Origin of the sequence: Methylocystis bryophila (assembly GCF_027925445.1) — a bacterium.
Lineage (GTDB): Bacteria > Pseudomonadota > Alphaproteobacteria > Rhizobiales > Beijerinckiaceae > Methylocystis > Methylocystis bryophila.
Genome location: NZ_AP027149.1, coordinates 3,882,003 through 3,900,388 on the forward strand (window position 1 = coordinate 3,882,003; position 18,386 = coordinate 3,900,388).

Annotated in this window: 17 protein-coding genes; 5 read left to right on the top strand and 12 right to left on the bottom strand. The window is 64.7% G+C overall.

The features are described from left to right. Positions 1–410 precede the first annotated feature (410 nt). The gene (locus QMG80_RS17915; protein WP_085773482.1) at positions 411–1,286 is read left to right on the top strand and encodes a tetratricopeptide repeat protein; all 876 of its coding nucleotides are present in this window, start codon (positions 411–413) and stop codon (positions 1,284–1,286) included. 94 nt (positions 1,287–1,380) lie between these two features. Here the strand turns inward: QMG80_RS17915 and QMG80_RS17920 are convergent, their stop codons facing one another. From QMG80_RS17920 to QMG80_RS17930, 3 genes are all read right to left on the bottom strand, one after another. Beyond that, positions 1,381–2,004 (bottom strand): alpha-ketoglutarate-dependent dioxygenase AlkB, encoded by a 624-nt coding sequence (locus tag QMG80_RS17920; RefSeq protein ID WP_085770421.1) that lies wholly within the window; start codon positions 2,002–2,004, stop codon positions 1,381–1,383. A gap of 219 nt (positions 2,005–2,223) precedes the next feature. Beyond that, on the bottom strand, positions 2,224–3,693 hold the full coding sequence (locus tag QMG80_RS17925; RefSeq protein WP_085770422.1) for a protein adenylyltransferase SelO: 1,470 nt from the start codon (positions 3,691–3,693) through the stop codon (positions 2,224–2,226). 86 nt (positions 3,694–3,779) lie between these two features. Beyond that, positions 3,780–4,262 carry a hypothetical protein gene (locus tag QMG80_RS17930; RefSeq protein ID WP_158658582.1) on the bottom strand — a complete coding sequence of 161 codons (483 nt, stop codon included), beginning with the start codon at positions 4,260–4,262 and terminating at the stop codon, positions 3,780–3,782. Positions 4,263–4,635: 373 nt separating this feature from the next. Here QMG80_RS17930 and QMG80_RS17935 point away from each other — a divergent pair, with 373 nt between their 5' ends. Then, positions 4,636–6,219 carry a purple acid phosphatase family protein gene (locus tag QMG80_RS17935; protein WP_199769026.1) on the top strand — a complete coding sequence of 528 codons (1,584 nt, stop codon included), beginning with the start codon at positions 4,636–4,638 and terminating at the stop codon, positions 6,217–6,219. A gap of 78 nt (positions 6,220–6,297) precedes the next feature. Here QMG80_RS17935 and glnA read toward each other — a convergent pair whose 3' ends face one another. From glnA to sseA, 3 genes are all read right to left on the bottom strand, one after another. Continuing rightward, entirely contained in the window at positions 6,298–7,707 is a 1,410-nt protein-coding gene (gene glnA / locus QMG80_RS17940) for a type I glutamate--ammonia ligase (RefSeq protein ID WP_085770424.1), read from the bottom strand. 91 nt (positions 7,708–7,798) lie between these two features. Then, entirely contained in the window at positions 7,799–8,137 is a 339-nt protein-coding gene (locus tag QMG80_RS17945; RefSeq protein WP_085770425.1) for a P-II family nitrogen regulator, read from the bottom strand. A gap of 178 nt (positions 8,138–8,315) precedes the next feature. Then, positions 8,316–9,176, bottom strand: coding sequence for a 3-mercaptopyruvate sulfurtransferase (gene sseA, locus QMG80_RS17950; RefSeq protein WP_085770426.1), 861 nt, complete (start codon positions 9,174–9,176; stop codon positions 8,316–8,318). Positions 9,177–9,310: 134 nt separating this feature from the next. On the opposite strand from sseA, the gene QMG80_RS17955 reads away from it, so the two are divergent. Then, positions 9,311–9,727, top strand: a complete 417-nt coding sequence (locus tag QMG80_RS17955) for a hypothetical protein (protein WP_085770427.1) — start codon at positions 9,311–9,313, stop codon at positions 9,725–9,727. After that, positions 9,718–10,638: a DUF3108 domain-containing protein gene (locus QMG80_RS17960; RefSeq protein ID WP_245300047.1), complete on the top strand. Its 921-nt coding sequence runs from the start codon at positions 9,718–9,720 to the stop codon at positions 10,636–10,638. The genes QMG80_RS17955 and QMG80_RS17960 overlap by 10 nt, the downstream gene beginning before the upstream one ends. Here QMG80_RS17960 and pyrF read toward each other — a convergent pair. Both pyrF and QMG80_RS17970 read right to left on the bottom strand, forming a co-directional pair. Next, entirely contained in the window at positions 10,631–11,338 is a 708-nt protein-coding gene (gene pyrF / locus QMG80_RS17965; protein WP_085770428.1) for an orotidine-5'-phosphate decarboxylase, read from the bottom strand. The genes QMG80_RS17960 and pyrF overlap by 8 nt on opposite strands. Then, the gene (locus tag QMG80_RS17970; RefSeq protein ID WP_085773485.1) at positions 11,335–11,946 is read right to left on the bottom strand and encodes a class I SAM-dependent methyltransferase; all 612 of its coding nucleotides are present in this window, start codon (positions 11,944–11,946) and stop codon (positions 11,335–11,337) included. Before QMG80_RS17970 ends, pyrF begins: the two co-directional genes overlap by 4 nt. Positions 11,947–12,307: 361 nt before the next feature. Here QMG80_RS17970 and ispG point away from each other — a divergent pair, with 361 nt between their 5' ends. Next, complete coding sequence (gene ispG, locus QMG80_RS17975; protein WP_425351464.1) at positions 12,308–13,579, top strand: flavodoxin-dependent (E)-4-hydroxy-3-methylbut-2-enyl-diphosphate synthase; 1,272 nt, start codon at positions 12,308–12,310, stop codon at positions 13,577–13,579. A 275-nt stretch (positions 13,580–13,854) separates the two neighbouring features. Here the strand turns inward: ispG and hpnD are convergent, their stop codons facing one another. The 4 genes from hpnD to QMG80_RS17995 are packed head-to-tail and all read right to left on the bottom strand — an operon-like array spanning position 13,855 to position 18,316. Next, a complete protein-coding gene (gene hpnD, locus QMG80_RS17980; protein WP_245300048.1) occupies positions 13,855–14,727 on the bottom strand; it encodes a presqualene diphosphate synthase HpnD in 873 nt (290 codons plus the stop codon). After that, positions 14,724–15,608, bottom strand: coding sequence for a squalene synthase HpnC (gene hpnC / locus QMG80_RS17985; protein WP_085770429.1), 885 nt, complete (start codon positions 15,606–15,608; stop codon positions 14,724–14,726). Before hpnC ends, hpnD begins: the two co-directional genes overlap by 4 nt. Next, positions 15,605–16,774, bottom strand: a complete 1,170-nt coding sequence (locus QMG80_RS17990; protein WP_085770430.1) for a glycosyltransferase — start codon at positions 16,772–16,774, stop codon at positions 15,605–15,607. The genes hpnC and QMG80_RS17990 overlap by 4 nt, the downstream gene beginning before the upstream one ends. 54 nt (positions 16,775–16,828) lie before the next feature. Next, the gene (locus tag QMG80_RS17995) at positions 16,829–18,316 is read right to left on the bottom strand and encodes a DUF1963 domain-containing protein (protein WP_085770431.1); all 1,488 of its coding nucleotides are present in this window, start codon (positions 18,314–18,316) and stop codon (positions 16,829–16,831) included. Positions 18,317–18,386 lie beyond the last annotated feature (70 nt).

Sequence of the window (18,386 nt, forward strand, 5' to 3'; positions counted from 1 at the left end):
GGTTTCCTATCGCTCGAACGCTTTCGCTCGAGTGACAAGCGCGCAAGTGATTCGCGGCCTGCGCCGCTGAGAATAGAGTTAAGACTCCTGCGGCCCCTAAGCAAAGGGTCGCGACGCGTCATGGCGACGCATCGATGGTCTACGCAGGGCCAAAGCAAGGCGAAACTGTTGCCTCTTTGCAACAGACGAAAAACATTCTCGCGCTTGCGGTCGTTGCGTTTCAAAGGCCGCTTTTAAGCCATAAACGACGAGCAATTCTCACCCTGTCACAAGCCATTCGGCGACGCGGCGACAACTCCTGCAGGCTCGGCCTGCAGGTGGCCGGAGTTGCTTTGTCCGACATAGGCCGACGGCGAACGCAGGATCAATTCGTCGCGCTTTCAGCGACGCCAAAGAAGACAGAGCCAGCGATGCTGAGACGACGCGAAGGACAGATATTGGGTGGCGGAGAGCATAGGGGCGCTCTGATCGCGCGTCTCGGCGCTGGCGTGCTCGGCTTCGCCGCGCTGCTCGCCGTGTTTTCGGCGCCCGCGCCGGCGCTCGATTCCGCCGAGCCGCTCGCCAAGGTCTCGTCTGCGGCGGACAGTGCGAAGAGCCAGCGCGATGCGCGCGCCGCCACGCGGGAGGTCTCCGAAAGCTCCCGCGACGCCAACGTTTCGATCGAATCGCTGCGCCATGCGGCCGATGGCGGGGAGCCGCTTGCCGCCTGGAGGCTTGCGCGCATGTATGCGGACGGCGACGGCGTCGCCCGCGACGACCGAAAAGCCTTCGACTATTTCTCCAAGATCGTCGATCGCTTCGCCAATGACGATCCGAGCCCGGGCGAGCGCTTCATGGTCTCGAACGCCTTCATCGCGCTCGGCGCTTATCTGAGGGACGGCGCGCCCGACGCCGGCATCGGCGCCGACCCCGAGCGCGCCATCGATCTTTTCCGCTATGCCGCGACCTTCTTTCGCAGCGCCGACGCGCAATACAGCCTTGGGCGCATGTATCTGGACGGCGTCGGCGTGAAAAAGGACGCGCGCCAGGCCATGAGCTGGCTCGGTCTCGCCGCGCGCAAGGGACATACTGGCGCGCAGGCGCTCATGGGCCAGGTGATGTTCGAGGGCTCCGCCGAGCGGCCGCGCGGCCTGATGTATCTTTCGCTGGCGCGCGCTGCGGCGGGCGACCATCCGGCGGACAAGTGGATCGTCGAGATGCATCAAAAGGCGCTCGCCTCAGCGAGCGAAGCCGACCGCAAGGCCGCTGACGGCATGGTCGAAAGCTATCTCAAGCGCAGGGATTAAACGTTCCTGCCGACCGGGACGCGTTCGGATTCGACATCCGAACGCGTTTGTCTCTTCCTCCTGTGGCCTGCGCCTGTCGGCGCCACCAGTTCCGTCATGTCACCCGCCGCAGCGTCAAATTGATGCGCGCGCCTCCCGCTAGCAGCTTAGGCGGGAGAGAAGGCGCCAATGTCGGCAGGATCCTGTCGACGCCGTGAAAGCAAAGCCGCGCCTCCCCGCCAAGCGCGAGCGCGTCGCCCGAAGACAGCACGAGCGCGGTCGTTTTGTCCGAGCGCTTCCTACCCCCGACGCGAAAACGACAATCGGCGCCGAGCGAGACCGAGAGGATCGGGGCGGCAAAATCCTTTTCGTCGCGATCCTGATGCAAGCCCATCCTGGCTTCCGGGCCGTAGACGTTGACAAGACAGGCCTGCGGCAAAAGCGGATAGTCCGTCAGTTGCGCCCAGGCGGAAAGCAGCGTCAGCGGGATCGGCGGCCAGGGCTCTCCCGTCAGCGGATGTCGCGGCTCGTAACGATAACCGCCGTCCCTGTCGGAATACCAGCCGAGCTCCCCGCAATTTGTCATGCGCACCGACATGGGGGCGCCCGTCTTCGGCATGGTGGAGGTATAGAGCGGCGCGGCGGCGATCACCGCAGCGATCTCGCGCGCGAGCGCGAGCTGGGCCTTCGCGTCGAAGAAGCCCCGGTGCAGACTAAGGCCCTCGGGGAGGTCAGTCATTGCTCCGCGCGGGCTCTCCCGCCCGAGTCTCTGAAGCGGCTTACAGCTCATGGCGGCGAGCATGGCGAGCGGCCGATCTGTGTCAAGGACGGCGCTGCGCGCCGCCGCCGAAGGCGGTCGCGAAGCGATCCTTGACAAAGACCGATCCGCCTCGCCGAAAATGCTCCGCCAAGAGATGTAAAGTGCAGTGCGAGCTGCCCTATCAGCTCGCCAACCTTCTCACCCGTATTGCGAAGGAGGGTTAGGCTGGAAGTCGGGAGCGTCGCCTTCCACGGACTTCAGCGCCCGCCGCATCTCGTCGATCCGCCTGAGCTTCTCATGCAGCGGCCCCCAATCGTCGCGCTCGGAGATCGCGCTCCAGATGGACTCGACCTCGTCGATCAGCATGTCGCAGGGCGCTTCTCTCGCGAAATAGGGATGGTCGAGGCGGCAGGCGGGGCTCGGCTCATGCTCCGCGAGAGCCGTGCGGAAAAGGTCGAACTCGGGGCCCGCATAATAAGCCGTCGCGAGACTAGACTTCGCGCGTTCGACGCTCGCGAGCCCGCCGCGCCAGTCGAAGAACATTTGCGCGAAGGGCGCGCGCGAGGCGATCATGAAATCGACGAAGGCCTTGGCGAGACGCGCGTCGGCCTCCTCGCCCGCCGAGACGAGGCCGAGACGCGCAAGAAGGGCCTCGCGAAAGGCGGCGCGGACGAGGAGGTGATAGCGCTCGACCGCCTTTTCGGCCGCGGAGAGGCCGACGAAAGGCAGCAGACATTCGGCGAAGCGCGCCAGGTTCCAGGCGATGGCGCCCGGCTGCCGGCCGAAGGAGTAGAGGCCCGACGGGTCGAAATAGGCGGCGGTGAATTGCGCGTCCCAGGAGGGCGCGAAGCGCCAGGGGCCATAGTCGAAGCTTTCGCCAGTGATATTGATGTTGTCGCTGTTCAGCACGCCATGCACGAAACCCGCGCACATGTAGGAGCCGGCAAGCCGCGCGACCCGCGCCGTCACGGCTTCCAGAAGGGCCGTGGGACGTCGCGTGGCTGGCTCCGCGAGAATGTCCTCGAAATATTGGGCGATCACATATTCGACGAGCCGCCCGACCGCGGCGCTGTCCTCGAGGAAGGCCAGACGCTGGAAAGTGCCGATGCGGATATGGGAATGCGAGAGGCGCACGAGCACGCTCGAGCGCGTCGGCGAGGGCTCGTCGCCGCGCATGAGCGCTTCGCCCGTCTCCACCAGGCTGAAGCTTTTCGAGGTGTCGACGCCGAGCGCCTCGAGCATCTCGGTCGCGAGGATTTCGCGCACGCCGCCTTTCAGCGTGAGCCTGCCGTCGCCTTGGCGCGACCAGGGGGTCTGGCCGCTGCCCTTGGTGCCGAGATCGAGAAGACGCCGGTCCTTGAGATCGCGCAATTGCGCGAAGAGAAAACCCCGTCCGTCGCCGAGATCGGGATTATAGGAGCGAAACTGATGGCCGTGATAACGCAGCGCCAGGGGTTTGGGAAACGCGCCCGGCAGCGGCTGGAAACTGCCAAAATGCTCGACCCATTCCGCGTCGGTGAGCTGCTCGAGGCCGACGCGCGCGGCCCAACGCTGGTTGCGATAGCGCAGATCATGTTTTGGAAACTGCGCCGGCGCCACCTCGTCGAAGAAGCCTTCGCCGAGCGTCGCATGCAACGTCTCGGCGCGAAAGAGCGGGGATGGCGGCATTGATTTTCTATACCTCAGGGCTTGCGGCGAAGAGCGGAGCAATTTGCGCGCCGCTCTGCGTCCGTCGTAACCGCGAGGGCGCCGCCTCAGTACCCGTAGTAACGATACGTGTAGGGCGAGTACCACCAGCCGGAGGTATAGATCACGGGTTGGACTTCGACTACTGGGGCGACATAGACGACAGGCGCGGCGTAATAGACCGGCTCATAGGCCGGCGGCGCGACATAGTCGGAGGCTACGATGCAGCTGCCGCGGCAACCGTCGCGGGGGTCGCAGGCAGAGGACGCCACGCAGTCTTCGTAAGCGACGCGGCGGGGAGCCACGTCGCAGTCGGACGCGACGACGTCGTCGTCGCGATAGGCGCGGCGGGGCGAGACGTCGTCGTCAGAGGCCACGACGCAATCGTCGCGATGCGCCCGACGCCAGCTCTTGCGCCAAGCATGGTGACTGCCGTGGTGCGCGCGCCAGCCGCAGCCCCTGACCCCGGCGTCGGCCTGACCGGAATAAACAAGCGCTCCCACGCCGAGCGCAGTCGCCGCCAGAAGAAATTTTAAGCTTCTGACTGTCATCATCCCCTCCACAATCATGCTAACAGCGAGCCGAGCGAACACCCGAGGACTCTCGTCGCGACCGACTCGCCTCTCGACAAGAACCACTTACGAAACTCGCGCCCGGCTAAGAACTGTCAATGCCCGGTTCTGAAAGATCGCCGGCGGCGCCCGTCCCCGGCGATCGGCCGGACCGCAAGCGCGTGTCGCTTGCGAAAAGGTGAAAACCGGTTTTTCGCACGAATCGCGCTCTAAGATTTTAGAATCGATCGCCTTATCCGCGTTTGAGCGATTCCGCTAAGTCTCAGCGTGATCTCATGTCATTGCGGCGTCGCCGAACTCCCCCAAACGGTTCTCCTTCTTGATTGTCCCAGCCTGAGAGAGCGCGCCGATCGTGAACGACAAAACCGAACCCTCGCGCCGATTTCTGATCCAGGCCGCGGGGATGTCGCCCGTCGCGCTCGCGTTGTTCGTCTCCTCCGTCCAGGCTGAGGCTTTTCCACCTGCGACACAAAAGGCGAGCGGGGGCGCTCCGGCGCTGGAGGCGGTCTGTGGACTGCATCTGCAATTTGGCGCCGACGCATCCACGGAAATGGTGCTCTCCTGGCACAGCCTGGCGCCCGTCCGAAACGCGCGGGTCCTTCTCGGCGCCGCCGACGGCAAGCTCCAACAAGTGGCGCCGGCGGAACAAGCCGACTACACCGACGGCAAGTCGAACCGGAGGATATTCGTCTATCACGCACGGCTGCGCGCCCTGAGTCCCGACACGGCCTATCTTTACGCCGCGCTGCACGACGGCGCGGAGCCCGCGTTCTCGACCTTCCGCACCGCGCCACGCGGGCGTTCCGCTTTCACCTTCACCAGTTTTGGCGATCAGGGCACCCCGACCCTCGGCAGGGAGCTCACGCTGGCTGACGGCGCTGCGCCTCCCCGCAAGATTTTCGTCAACGACAATCTCGGTTCGCCAGCCGCCGCCGACGCCACCCTCGGGGTCGAGCGCATCCAGCCGCTTTTCCATCTGCTCAATGGCGATCTCTGCTACGCCAACATCGCCGAAGATCGGGTGCGGAGCTGGTGGGATTTTTGGGAGAACAACTCACGCAGCGCCCGCAACCGCCCCTGGATGCCTTGCGCGGGCAACCATGAGAACGAGCTCGGCAATGGACCGATCGGCTACCGGGCTTATCAAACCTATTTCTCGCTGCCCGACGCCGCTGGCCAAACCGATCTGACCCGCGGTCTCTGGTATGCTTTCACGGCGGGCTCGGTCCGCGTGATCAGCCTCGCCAACGACGACATCGCATACCAGGACGGCGGAAATTCCTATGTGCGCGGCTATTCCCTGGGGGCGCAGAAAGCCTGGCTCGAGCAGGAGCTCGCGGAGACGCGCGCCAACCGCGACATCGACTGGATCGTCGTCTGCATGCACCAAGTGGCGATCTCCACCGCCGACAAATTCAATGGCGCGGACCTCGGCGTGCGCGAGGAATGGCTGCCGTTGTTCGATAAATACAATGTCGATCTGGTGGTTTGCGGTCACGAGCACCATTACGAGCGCTCTCATCCCCTACGCGGTCGTGAGGAGAACCGCACCCTCACGCCAAAGCCCGCGAGCCTTACGACCGATGTGGTGGACACCAGCCAGGGCGCCGTCCATATGGTGATCGGCGGCGGCGGAACATCGGCGCCGTCCAACACGCTGCTTTTCGATCCTCCGGCCTGCCGGGTGATTGTCTCCGTCGGCGCGCCGGACCCCACGACGGGGAAGAGGCTGCCGGTCTATGTGATGGAAGGCGCGCCTTGGTCGGCCGTGCGCAACGCCGGCCACGCCTATGGATTTGCGGCTTTCACCGTCGACCCGGGCGCCGAGCCTGGCGGCCTGACGCGCATGCGCGTCGTCTATTACGACGTGAGGGGTCCCGGCGGCATGATGACGCCTTTCGAGTCCTTCACGCTCGAGCGGCCGCGCCGAGACTGAATAGCGGTCGGAGATTCAAAGGCAAAAAAGGCGGCCTTGCGGGCCGCCTTTCGCGTTTGCCAGATCTGAAGCTAGGCCTCAGTAGCTGTAATACATGTCGTACTCGACCGGATGCGGCGCCATCTCGAAGCGATAGACGTCCTGATACTTCAGGTCGATGTAGCTCTCGATGAAGTCCTTGCTGAACACGTCGCCCTTGGTGAGGAAGTCGTGGTCGGCCTTCAGGCTGTCCAACGCCTCGCGCAGCGAGCCGCAAACCGTCGGGATCGCCTTCAGCTCTTCCGGCGGCAGGTCGTAGAGGTCCTTGTCGGCCGGCTGGCCCGGATCGATCTTGTTCAGGATGCCGTCGAGACCGGCCATCAGCATCGCCGCGAAGGCGAGATAGGGATTCGCGGTCGGATCGGGGAAACGCACCTCGATGCGCTTCGCCTTCGGGCTCGTCACATAGGGGATACGGCAAGAGGCCGAACGGTTGCGCGACGAATAGGCGAGCAGCACCGGCGCCTCAAAGCCCGGGACGAGACGCTTGTAGGAGTTCGTCGAGGGATTGGTGAAGGCGTTGAGCGCCTTGGCGTGCTTGATGATGCCGCCGATATACCACAGGCACTCCTGGCTGAGCCCGGCGTATTTGTCGCCGGCCATCACCGGCTTGCCGCCCTTCCAGATCGACTGATGCACGTGCATGCCCGAGCCGTTGTCGCCGTAAACCGGCTTCGGCATGAAGGTCGCCGACTTGCCGTAGGAATTGGCGACCTGATGGATCGCATATTTGTAGATCTGCAGGTGGTCGGCGACCGTGACCAGGGAGGCGAACTTCAGGCCCAGCTCGTGCTGCGCGGAAGCGACCTCATGGTGGTGCTTTTCCACCGCGACGCCCATCTGCGCCATCGCCGCGAGCATCTCGCCGCGCATGTCCTGCGCCGAGTCGACCGGCGGAACCGGGAAATAGCCGCCCTTGGTGCGCACGCGGTGGCCGAGGTTGCCGCCCTCATAGGCCGTGTCGGAATTGCTCGGGAGCTCCGTCGAGTCGACGGTGAAGCCGGTGTTGTAGGGATCGGCGGAGAAGCGCACGTCGTCGAAGACGAAGAATTCGGCCTCGGGGCCGAAATAGGCGACGTCGCCAATGCCGGTCGACTTCAGATAGTCCTCGGCCTTGCGGGCGATGCCGCGCGGATCGCGGTTATAGCGATGGCCGGTGGTCGGCTCGACGACGTCGCAGACGAGCACGAGCGTCGCAGCAGCGAAGAAGGGGTCCTGCGTCGCAGTGTCGAAATCCGGCATGAGCAGCATGTCGGACTCGTTGATCGCCTTCCAGCCGGCGATCGAGGAGCCGTCGAAGGCGATCCCCTCGTTCAGCGCGTCGGCGTCGAGGACGGAAACGTCGAAAGTCACATGCTGCCACTTGCCGCGCGGGTCGGTGAAGCGGAAATCGACATATTTAATGTCGTTGTCTTTGATCTGCTTGATGACGTCGTTTGCGGTGCTCATGTCGATGAACCCTCTTCTCTCTTTCCCCGAAGTTTTGGTCAGAGCGCGCGAAGTCGCGATGTCGATTGGTCGATTGCTAAGGGTAGCCGCGCTAGAGCGCGTCCGTTCCGGTCTCGCCCGTGCGGATCCGGATCGCGCCTTCGACATTGGAGACGAAAATCTTGCCGTCTCCGATGCGGCCCGTCTGCGCGGCCTTGCGAATGGCCTCGACCGCGCGCTCGACTGCCTCGTCCGCAAGGACAATCTCGATTTTCACCTTGGGAAGGAAATCGACGACATATTCCGCGCCGCGGTACAATTCGGTGTGACCCTTCTGACGACCAAAGCCCTTTGCCTCGGTGACCGTGATTCCTTGCAGCCCGGCAGCCTGCAAGGCTTCCTTCACTTCATCGAGCTTGAACGGCTTAATGATCGCCTCGACTTTCTTCATTCCACCTCATCCTGCTCGCGCTCGGCTCTAGCGTCCCAATGCGGCGGCGCCCGAAGCCTCGGGGCTCATACCACTTGCCGAACTGTTACGCTATGGTCAAAGTTTCGGCGCCAGGCGCGCCCAACAGGACGGGTTCGCTGCCCAAGATGCCGGCGCCGACCTGAATAACCCAGCGGACTCAATCGCCGGAAACAACGGGGAGGTCGGCGCGCGCTCCCCATTCCGACCAGGACCCGTCATAGACGGTCGCCGCGCCATGGCCGCAGGCCGCGAGCGCGAGACTTAAGATCGCGGCGCTGAGCCCCGAGCCGCAGCTCGCGATGACTTTGCCGTTGGGGTCGAAGCCGGCGGCCGCGAATTCGGCCTCGAGCGCTTCCCGATCCTTGAGCGCGCCCTTCTCGACAAGCCCGTTCCACGGGAGATTGCGCGCGCCCGGCATATGGCCGGAACGCAGGCCTGCCCGCGGCTCCGCCGCCAAGCCCTTGAACCGCTCCGCCGAGCGCACGTCCACGACCTCGGCGGATCGGCTCTCGAGCGCCGCCAGCACGTCGCGCGCATCGGCGACGAGGGCATGGTCGAGGCGCGCCGTGAAATGGGCCTTCGGCCTCGGCGTCTCGCGTTGCTGCAAGGGCCGCCCCTCGGCGATCCATTTCGGCAGGCCGCCCGCGAGAACTGCAACCTCCGAGCAGCCGAAAACCCGTAGCGTCCACCATAGGCGGGGCGCCGAGAAGAGGCCGAGGCTGTCATAGACGACGGCGCGCATGCCGGAGCCAAAGCCCATCTCGCTCATCGCGGCCGCAAAAGCGACCGGATCGGGGAGCATATGCGGCAGATCGGTCGAGTGGTCGGCGACGCCGTCGATGTCGAAAAAGACGGCGCCGGGGATGTGCCCTTCGAGATATTCGGCGCGCGCGTTCCGGCCGGCGTTGGGCATATGCCAGGAGGCGTCAAAAATGCGCAGATCCGGCTGTTCGAGGCGCTCCGCAAGCCATTCCGTCGAGACAAACAGTTTTTCGGGATCGACGGCGTTGTGCGACATCAGGCTTCTCCGGCGTTCTTGGGCTTATCCGCGCCTCGCGCGGGAGAGTCTATATTGCTTCCCGGCCCATTGTCGGCACAATAGGAGAAATCCGATTCGACCCGTCGAAGCGGCGTGTGTGTAGGAAAACAGTCATGCTCGACATCCCTGGAAAGGACTGCGGCTCCTGCTCCTTTTGCTGCAAGGTGCTGGAAATCGACGAGTTCCCGAAACACGCCGGCGTCATGTGCGCGAACTGCCTTTCCAACGGGGGCTGCGGCGTCTACCACTCGCGGCCGCAAGTGTGCCGCGATTATTATTGTGACTGGAAAGAGGATCGCGGGCTTTCCCAGCAATATCGCCCCGATCGCATCGGCACGCTGCTGATGGAGGACCCTGACAGCGACGAATATCACGCGGTGTGCGATCCGGCGAAGCCGTTCTCCTGGCGCAATCCGCTGATCTTCAGACACCTCGTCACGCTCGCGAAGGACGGGCGAATCGTCATGGCGAAAGCGGGACTGCGCTCCTGGCGCATTTTCGCGGACGGCGGCTTCCAGGAATGCGCCTGACCTCTCTGCGGCGGATGGCGACGCCGCGCCATGGCGCTTGGCTCGCGCAGGGTGCGGCCGCCGGCGCGCCGCTGGCGTCGCTCCGCCTGCCCCTGGCCCGCCACGCCTGTCTCCGCGCGTGGCGGCGCTTAAGGCTTCTCCCTCCCCTCATCCTCGCGATGGCCCTCATGACTCAGGCGTCAAAGGCAGAGAACTTTCGGGCCATATACGGCCTCAGCCTGATGGGCATGCCGATCGGCACGGCTTCCGCGAACGGCGTCCTCGACTCGCGCGCCTATAAGCTCGAGATCGGCATGCGCACATCCGGCCTCGCCACGCTCGTGAACAGCACGAGGGGCGCCGCCACCGCGACCGGCAAGTTCGCCCCAGACGGCCCCAGCCCCACAACTTTCGCCCACACCATCGCCAATAGCGCAAGCGAGATGCGGACGGTGCGCATGGCGCTCGCCGACAAATCGGTGCGCCAGGTCGAGGTCAATCCCCCGCCGTGGGATGCGGCGGTGCGGCTGCCGGTGACCGACGAGCAGAAACGACGCGTCTTCGATCCCGTAAGCGCGCTGATCATGGCCGTTCCGGCCGGCGAGCAGCTCATCGGGCCCTCAGCCTGCAATCGGACCATACCCGTGTTCGACGGCATTGCGCGCTTTGACGTGCGTCTGTCCTATGTCGAGACGCGCAGCGTGCGCATGCGAGGCTACGCGGGTCCGGTGTCGGTCTGCAGCGCGCGCTACTATCCGATCTCGGGCCATCGCCCCGACAGCCAGTCGACGAAATTCATGGCCGATAATCGCGAGATCAGCGTCTGGCTTGCGCCGCTTGCCACCGCCAGAGTCGTCTTTCCGCTACGCATCGATCTCCGTACGGCCGTTGGCATGATGTCGATCGAAGCGTCGGAATTCGAATTCAGGTGACGCGACGCCCCAAGGCCTCTTGGATCTCCGCGACGATCGCCTCGGCGGCCTTGCGCGGGTGCTCGGCGCGCGTGATCGGCCGCCCGACAACGAGATGATCCGCGCCAGCGCCGATGGCCTCGCCCGGTGAGGCGACGCGTTTCTGATCGTTTGACGCGCCGCCATGCGGGCGCACGCCAGGCGTGACGAGAAGCATCTGCGGTCCGACCAGCGGGCGAATAGCGGAAAGCTCCATCGGCGAGAGAATGAGCCCCGCGACGCCAGCCTCTCGCGCGATCGTCGCCCGGCTCGCGACGGTCGCCGTAACGCCTTGCGCATATCCCGCCTTGCGCAAATCGGCGTCGTCGTAAGAGGTGAGGACCGTCACCGCGAGGATGCGCAGGCCGCTTTCGCCTGCGCCTTCGCGCGCAGCGCGCATCGTCTGCTCATAGCCGTGCACGGTGAGAAAATCGACGTTGCGCCTTGCGATCTGACGCGTCGCGCGTTCGACCGTCGCCCCAATGTCGTGGAGCTTCAAATCGAGGAAGACCCGTTTGCCGGAGTCTTTCAGCTCCTGCGCGAGTTCGAGCCCGCCGGCGAAGGCGAGCTCCAGGCCGATCTTATAGAAGCCGACGCTATCCCCGAGCGCCTCGACGAGGGCGCGCGCGGCATCGACGGTTTCGACGTCGAGCGCGACGATGAGCGCGTCGCGCGCCGTCATGCCGGCCGCGTCTCGCGCAAAAAGCGCCAGACGCGCGCGGGCGGAAAGTTGAGCAGGATCGGCGCCGAGCCTTTGGCGACGAAGGCGCCTTCGAGCTCCGGGGCGTCCAAGGGAATGGGCGAGGTGGCGCCATAGGTAAACTGGATCATGACGCCTTCTGGCCCCATCAGCTCGAAGGCCTGCGCCAGCAAGCGGACGCGATCGCCTTCTGGACGCACCAAGAGCGGCAGGCTCGAGACGATCGCGGCCGGCGGTCCCGAAAGATGCCCCTCGAGGGTTTTCTTCAAATCATAGGCGTCGCCCTGCAGAATCTTCACGCCCGGGTAGCGCGTCGCAAGGAGATCGCAGAACTTCGCTTCATATTCGACGAGCAGCAGCCGTTCGCGCGGCACGCGAGCCAGCAGGGCTTGCGTGACGGGACCGGTCCCAGGTCCAAGCTCGACCACGGGCCCTTCGCGCTCCGGATCGACGCAATTCGCCATCGCCTTGGCGAGGGCCGGACCCGACGGCGCCACGGCCCCCATGAGGAAAGGGTTCCTCGCCCATTGGCCGAGGAAGCGCACGGCGTCGGCGAGAGGCGTGCGAGCGGACTGCTGACTATAAGACACGGGTGTATCGCCTTTCGATTTCGAGCGGGGCTCCGATCCGTCGTCGGACGCGCCGACGCAGCGAAGCGGAGATTCGATGTCAACAGAAACGCCGCAGCCCCTTCCTAGCGTCACGCGGCCAGTTTGATAAGCCCCGGGGAAGGCGGCCTCCCGGACGCGCGCGTCATTCCAGTCAATTTATTGATTTAAATAGCCGATAGGGGCGTGGGCGGCGCGCCCCGGCCCGGCCCCGCCAAGGACCTCGCGCCGCGGCGCTTGACCTTACCCTTGAAGCGGCCCACCAAGGCCCGAAAAATCACAGAGCGCGATGCGAAAAATCGGAAACGGCTTTCGCACGCTCGAGACCATGATGAGAGAGGCGATGCTGGACAATCCGACCTCCCTGCCCGCGCCCATCCCGGCCGAGCCCGCCCCGCGCCGGCAAACCTGCGCGGTGACGATCGGCGCCGGAAAGGGCGCGGTGACGCTCGGCGGCGGCGCGCCGATCGTCGTGCAGGCGATGACGAATACGGACACCGCCGACGTCGGCTCGACGGTCGCTCAAGTTGCGGCGCTCGCGCGCGCCGGCTCGGAGCTCGTGCGCGTCACTGTCGACCGCGACGAAGCCGCCGCCGCAGTGCCGCACATCCGCGAGAAGCTCGATAAACTGGGCGTCGCGGTCCCGCTCATCGGCGATTTCCATTACATCGGCCATAAGCTTCTCAAGGACCATCCCGCCTGCGCCGAGGCGCTCGACAAATACCGGATCAATCCGGGCAATGTCGGCTTCAAGGAGAAGAAGGACAAACAGTTCGGCGCCATCGTCGAGATGGCGATCCGCCACGACAAGGCGGTGCGGATCGGCGCCAATTGGGGCTCGCTCGACCAGGCGCTCTTGACCGAGCTGATGGACATCAACCACGCCTCGCCCGCGCCTCTCGACGCGCGCGCCGTCATGCGCGAGGCGATGGCGCGCTCGGCGCTGCTGTCGGCGCAGCGCGCCGAGGAGATCGGGTTGAAGCGCGAGAAGATCGTCATCTCGGCCAAGGTCTCGGCCGTGCAGGATCTCATCTCCGTCTATCGCATGCTCGCGGCGCGCAGCGATTACGCGCTGCATCTCGGCCTCACCGAGGCCGGCATGGGATCGAAAGGCGTCGTCGCCTCCTCCGCGGCGCTGGGCGTGCTCCTGCAGGACGGCATCGGCGACACGATCCGCGTCTCGCTCACGCCAGAGCCCGGCGGCGACCGCACGCTCGAGGTGCAGGTCGCGCAGGAAATCCTGCAGTCCATGGGCTTTCGCGCCTTCGTGCCGCTCGTTGCGGCCTGCCCGGGCTGCGGGCGCACGACCTCGACCGTCTTCCAGGAGCTGGCGCGCGACATTCAGGCGCATATCCGCGAGCGCATGCCGCATTGGCGCGCGCAATATCCCGGCGTCGAAAACCTGAACGTCGCGGTGATGGGATGCATCGTCAACGGACCGGGTGAGTCGAAGCACGCCGATATCGGCATTTCACTACCGGGCACGGGCGAGACGCCCGCCGCGCCCGTCTTCATCGACGGCGAGAAGGCCATGACCTTGCGCGGCGAAGGCATCGCGGCGGATTTCGTGAAGATCGTCGACGACTATATCGCCAAGCGTTACGGGCTGCGGTGAAGCGCCGTCCCCTTCCCTCTCCCCGATTTCGGGGAGAGGGTTAGGGTGAGGGGCTTGGAGAATTCGCGAACGCGTTGCAGGGGCGATGTTCGCTCGCGCCATTTCTCATTGAGTCTTGAAACAACCATGCCCCTCACCCCTGCCCTCTCCCCGCTGGCGGGGAGAGGGAGCGTCGCCGACCGGTCGCGCCTCAATTGTCCCGCTCGCCGAATTGCAATGACCTCCACGTCGATCGAGAACCCCCTTGTTTTCCGACCGAAGCGCGGGATCCCGCCTCAAACAAAGGCGTAGCGCAGCAGCGCGAGCAGCACTCTTACTTTTGACGCGCTGACGCGCCCGCGCGGCGGGGCGAAGCCGCGCGCGAGCAGCCGATCGAGGATCGAGCCATAGGCGGCGGCCATTAAAGCCGGCGCCTTGACGGCGTGTCCCGGGCCCTTGCCGAGGATATTCCAAGACACGTCGAAATGCGCCCGCGCGCGCGCCGCGACCTCGGCGCAGACCTGACCCAGCGCCGGATGCGCGAGAACCGACGCGGGCGAGAAATCGGCGATCCCCGCCGCCAACAGCGCCTCGCGCGGCAGATACAGCCTCCCGCGCGCGCAATCCTCGTCGAGATCGCGCAAGATATTCGTGAGCTGCAGCGCGCGCCCCAGATGATGCGCGAGCGCTTTCGCGTCCTCAGAGAGCGCGCCAGGCGGCGTCGTCGCGGGCGCATAGCCGAAGGCGCGCAGAGAAAGCCTGCCGACCGCGCTCGCGACGCGCTCGCAATAAAGATCGAGCTTGGCCCAGTCCGGCGCGCGAATGTCCTCGTCGACATCCATCTGCATGCCGTCGATCACGGCCTCGAAATCGGCGCGCTCCAGGCCGAAACGTTGCGTCGGCTCAGCGACCTCGGCGCAAAGCGGATCGACGCGCCCCGAAAAGAGATCGGCGATCGCCCTGCGCCAAGCGTCCAGTTGGCGCCGACGCTCGACCGGATCGCCCTCGTCGTCGGCGATGTCGTCGACGGCGCGGCAGAAGCCGTAGATCGCATACATCGCGTCGCGCCGCGCCGGCTCCAGTATGCGCATCGCCAGATAGAAATTGCTCTTCTTGGCGACGGCCTGCGGAGGACGATCGACCGCGTTGGGAAGCTCGACGGCGCTCACGAGAGGACTCCAAGCTTTCCGCGCATCAGCCGCCGCAGCACCACCAAGGCCGCCCCTCGCGCGCTCGCCAGCAGGAACGCCGACTTGCCCGCATGCACTTTTTCGCTCAGCGGGTCGGCGACGAGCAGGCGGTCGGTGAGCTTTTCGGCGAGGTTTTGTATCGCGCCGACCTCCATCGCCAGCCGCAGATTTTGAATGCGGTCGGCAAAGGGCCGCGCTTCCTTCAGCAAATCATCCGTGCGCGAGGCGAGCCGTTGCAAGGCGCTGCGCAAAGGCGCCGGGGCTTTCGCCTCGCCGAGCGTCTCGACGCTCGCGCCACACTCGCTGAGCGTATCCTGCGGGAGATAGACGCGATCGAGATTGCGGTAATCCTTGCCGCAGTCCTGAAGGTGGTTGATGATCTGCAACGCCGCGCAGAGCGCGTCATTGGCGGGCCAAGTCGCGGCGGCGTCCTCGCCATGCGCGTCGAGCACGAAGCGACCGACCGGCATAGCCGAATAGCGGCAATAGTCGATGAGATCGTCCCAGTCGCGATAACGCAATTGCGTCACGTCGCGGCGGAACGCGGTCACGAGATCGCAGGCGTGCTGCGGAGAAAGCGATCGCCGGTCGAGCTCCTCGCGCAAGGCCCGCGCCGGCTCTTCATCCGGCCCGCGCCCTAAGAGCGCCGCCTCGAGCCGATCGAGCAGCGCGAGCTTTTCTTGCGGCGTCAGCGACGCATGGTCGGAGATGTCGTCGGCCGCGCGCACGAAATTATAGAAGGCGAGAATCGGCGCGCGAAAACGCGGCGCGATCAGAACCGAAGCGACGGGAAAATTCTCGTCGCGATGCGTCTTGCCGGAAGCGGTCTGGGCGATTTCGATCGTATTTGCGCTCGTCATCGCTCAACGGCCCTATTTGTCGGCGCCTGGAGCCGCCCCTTCCAGAAACCGCCCTCGCCTCTCCAAAACTTCAACGCCGACTCGATCGTGAACCACGTATAGCAGGCGGCGACGCCCGGCAAGGCGAGAGCTGAGATGCGCGAGACGCCATAGTCGCGCAGAATCGGCATGAAGGCCGCAGTCATGAGCGCATAGGCGGCCAAGGCCATAGCCTGCGCCAAGGGCTCACCCAGGAGGAGAATAAGCGGCGGCGCGAAATAGACGACGCCCATGCCGACGACCGCGCCAATCAGCCGCAGAGGGGAATAGCGCAGCTCGGCGAAAGCGGAGCGCACGACCATCGCTTCTATGTCCTTGAATTCCGGATAGGCGCGAAGGCTGCAAGCGCCTTCGGCGAGGCCCAGCCAGATCGGCCCCTCTTTCTTCATTAGCGCGCCGAGCGCGCAATCGTCGATCAAGGCGTCGCGTATCGCCTCGAACCCGCCGGCTCGAATCAGAGCCTGCGGACGCACGAGCATCACGCCGCCCGCCGCTGCGGCCGTTTTCCGCTTCGGATCATTCACCCAGGCGAAGGGATAGAGCATCTGGAAGAAGAACACGAAGGCGGGAACGAACCAGCGTTCGGCCGCGCTCTCGCAGCGCAGCCGCGCCATGAGCGAGACGAGGACTGCGTCGCGCGCGAGAGCGCCGGTGACGAGACGGTCCAGAACGTCAGGCGCAAGGGCGATATCGGCGTCGCAAAAGAGCAGAAAATCGGGAAGCGGGCCGCGCGCCGCGACATGCGCCAGACCCATGTTCATCGCCGAAAGCTTGCCCGTCCAGCCGCTTGCCGGTCCCGCCGTCCTGAGCACGCTGAGATGATCGGCGGCGCCGAGCCTTTCTGCGCAGGCGCGGGCGAGGTCAGCCGTGCCGTCGGCGCTCTGGTCGTCGACGAGCAAAATGTCGAAAGCGCCGCCGAAACGCTGCGCAAGTAGCGAGGACAGGCTCTTCTCGATGACTTGCGCTTCGTCGCGCGCTGGCGTGATCGCCGTGACGCGCAGGCCCTTCGGCTTGCGCGCGTCAGGAGACGCGAGATCGCGCTCTCTTTCGGTGAGGCGCCAGAAGCTCCCCCGAAAGGCGAGAAGATAGAGCCAGACGAGGAGGCTGAGGCCGGCGAGGACGTGCATGGTTGGCAGGCTTCTTACAACGTCATGAACGGCATTTCCCGATATAATGGCTGGCTAGTGTCCTTCCAGCGCTACCCAAGCCCGATCGAAGCGTCGTTCGATCAAGTCCTCTTCCTTGATCCAAAACGTGGCCTCGCCCATGTCGCCGAAACTCATTCCCGCACCGCAGTCGGTCGCAAGTTGCAACAGACAGACGGTTTTTGCGTCAGTTCGCATAGCGCGCTGACTCGACGGAGCATGGCCCAACATTTGATGGAAACGCGGTTCGAAATGCCAATGGGAGCACTTCGCCGCGTTATCGAGGCTCTTCCCCTGGTACACTTCAAGGAATTCAGTTTCCATGCAGTCGAAGAAACGTGAAGTGAGCGCTTCGGCGATAGAAGGACGCGTTGCGGCGGCGCGTATCGTCTCCTCCGCTGCGATGGTGAGCAAGCGGCCCATTTCTCTGCGGAGGCTCACCAGCGGCGAGTCGAACCACGCGCTGTAGGCGGCCGAATGCGTCGTTGAGCTGTGCAGACCAACTGGACGCGCAAAGGAGAGCAAGCGGCCCATTTCTCTTCGGAGACTCGCCAACGGCGAATTGAACCATGCGTTGTAGGAGGCCGAAGGCGATGTCGAGCGGTGCGGATCATCCGGGCGCGCAATCGAGAGTGAGGCGATCCAATCCGCGAAATTTTCCACGCGCTGCGGCGGCACGATCGAGCTGAATGTGTCCTTTCCGAAAGCCATCCAGCGCTGCGCCTCATGGATTACCCCCGCGACACTAGAGGTTTCGCCCTTCGTCCGCTCAATCAGGTACCCGTAAATTAGCCGGGCCGTTCGTTCGATGAAGATTCCGACCGGCGGGAATTGCGAGCCATGAATCGGGTGCACTTGCGGTCTGTAGGGGAGGCTTTTTGCTTCCCAATCCGGACTGTCCTTCGAGCAGGTCGGCGTTTCGGTCGCCATCAACAGCGCGGCTGTGCGCAAAATGTTCACCCTCCGCTGGAATGTCGCGCCAAAACGATGGTCCAAGGCGGAGGAATCTGGCCAGGTGTCCAGCGGCAGGGCGACAAGCGGCCAAGCCCAATGAATCGCTGTTCCGATTTCGCCAGGCAAAAGCCAAGGACGATCATATCCTCCTCCGCAAGCATCGCGGATGGGAGGTAAGTCTATCGGAGCAGGTCTCTCACTATTACAGAGCTCCGCGTCCGGCGCAAAAATGACGCGTCCGTCAGCCGCCGGGTCATCAGTTTGGCCCCAAATCTGCTCCTCATCGTCGCGCGCGAAGAAAAACAGCATGCCAGATTTTGGCAATCGGGCGTCGATCGGAGGCAGTTCGGAACAGTCGATCTGCGCGAGAAAATGCAAAGGTGTCGCGCCTTCGTAACCTTCGCCTATGGGCCAGTCGACTCCGTCGGGGAGGCAGGGCAAGCCGCCCAAACGGCTTCGAACCTTCGGCAGTCCCACAGGAGGGTAGGGGCGATGCAGCAGGATCGCGGGAGCGCGCAAGGAAGCCAGAAAAGCGTCGAGCTCTCGATTCTCCGGCGTATCTAGGTACATCGCGCCACGACCCTTTCTTACGCCTGAGAATTATTCGTTAAACCCCCGGCCCTTCGTCCCGCACCCTAAG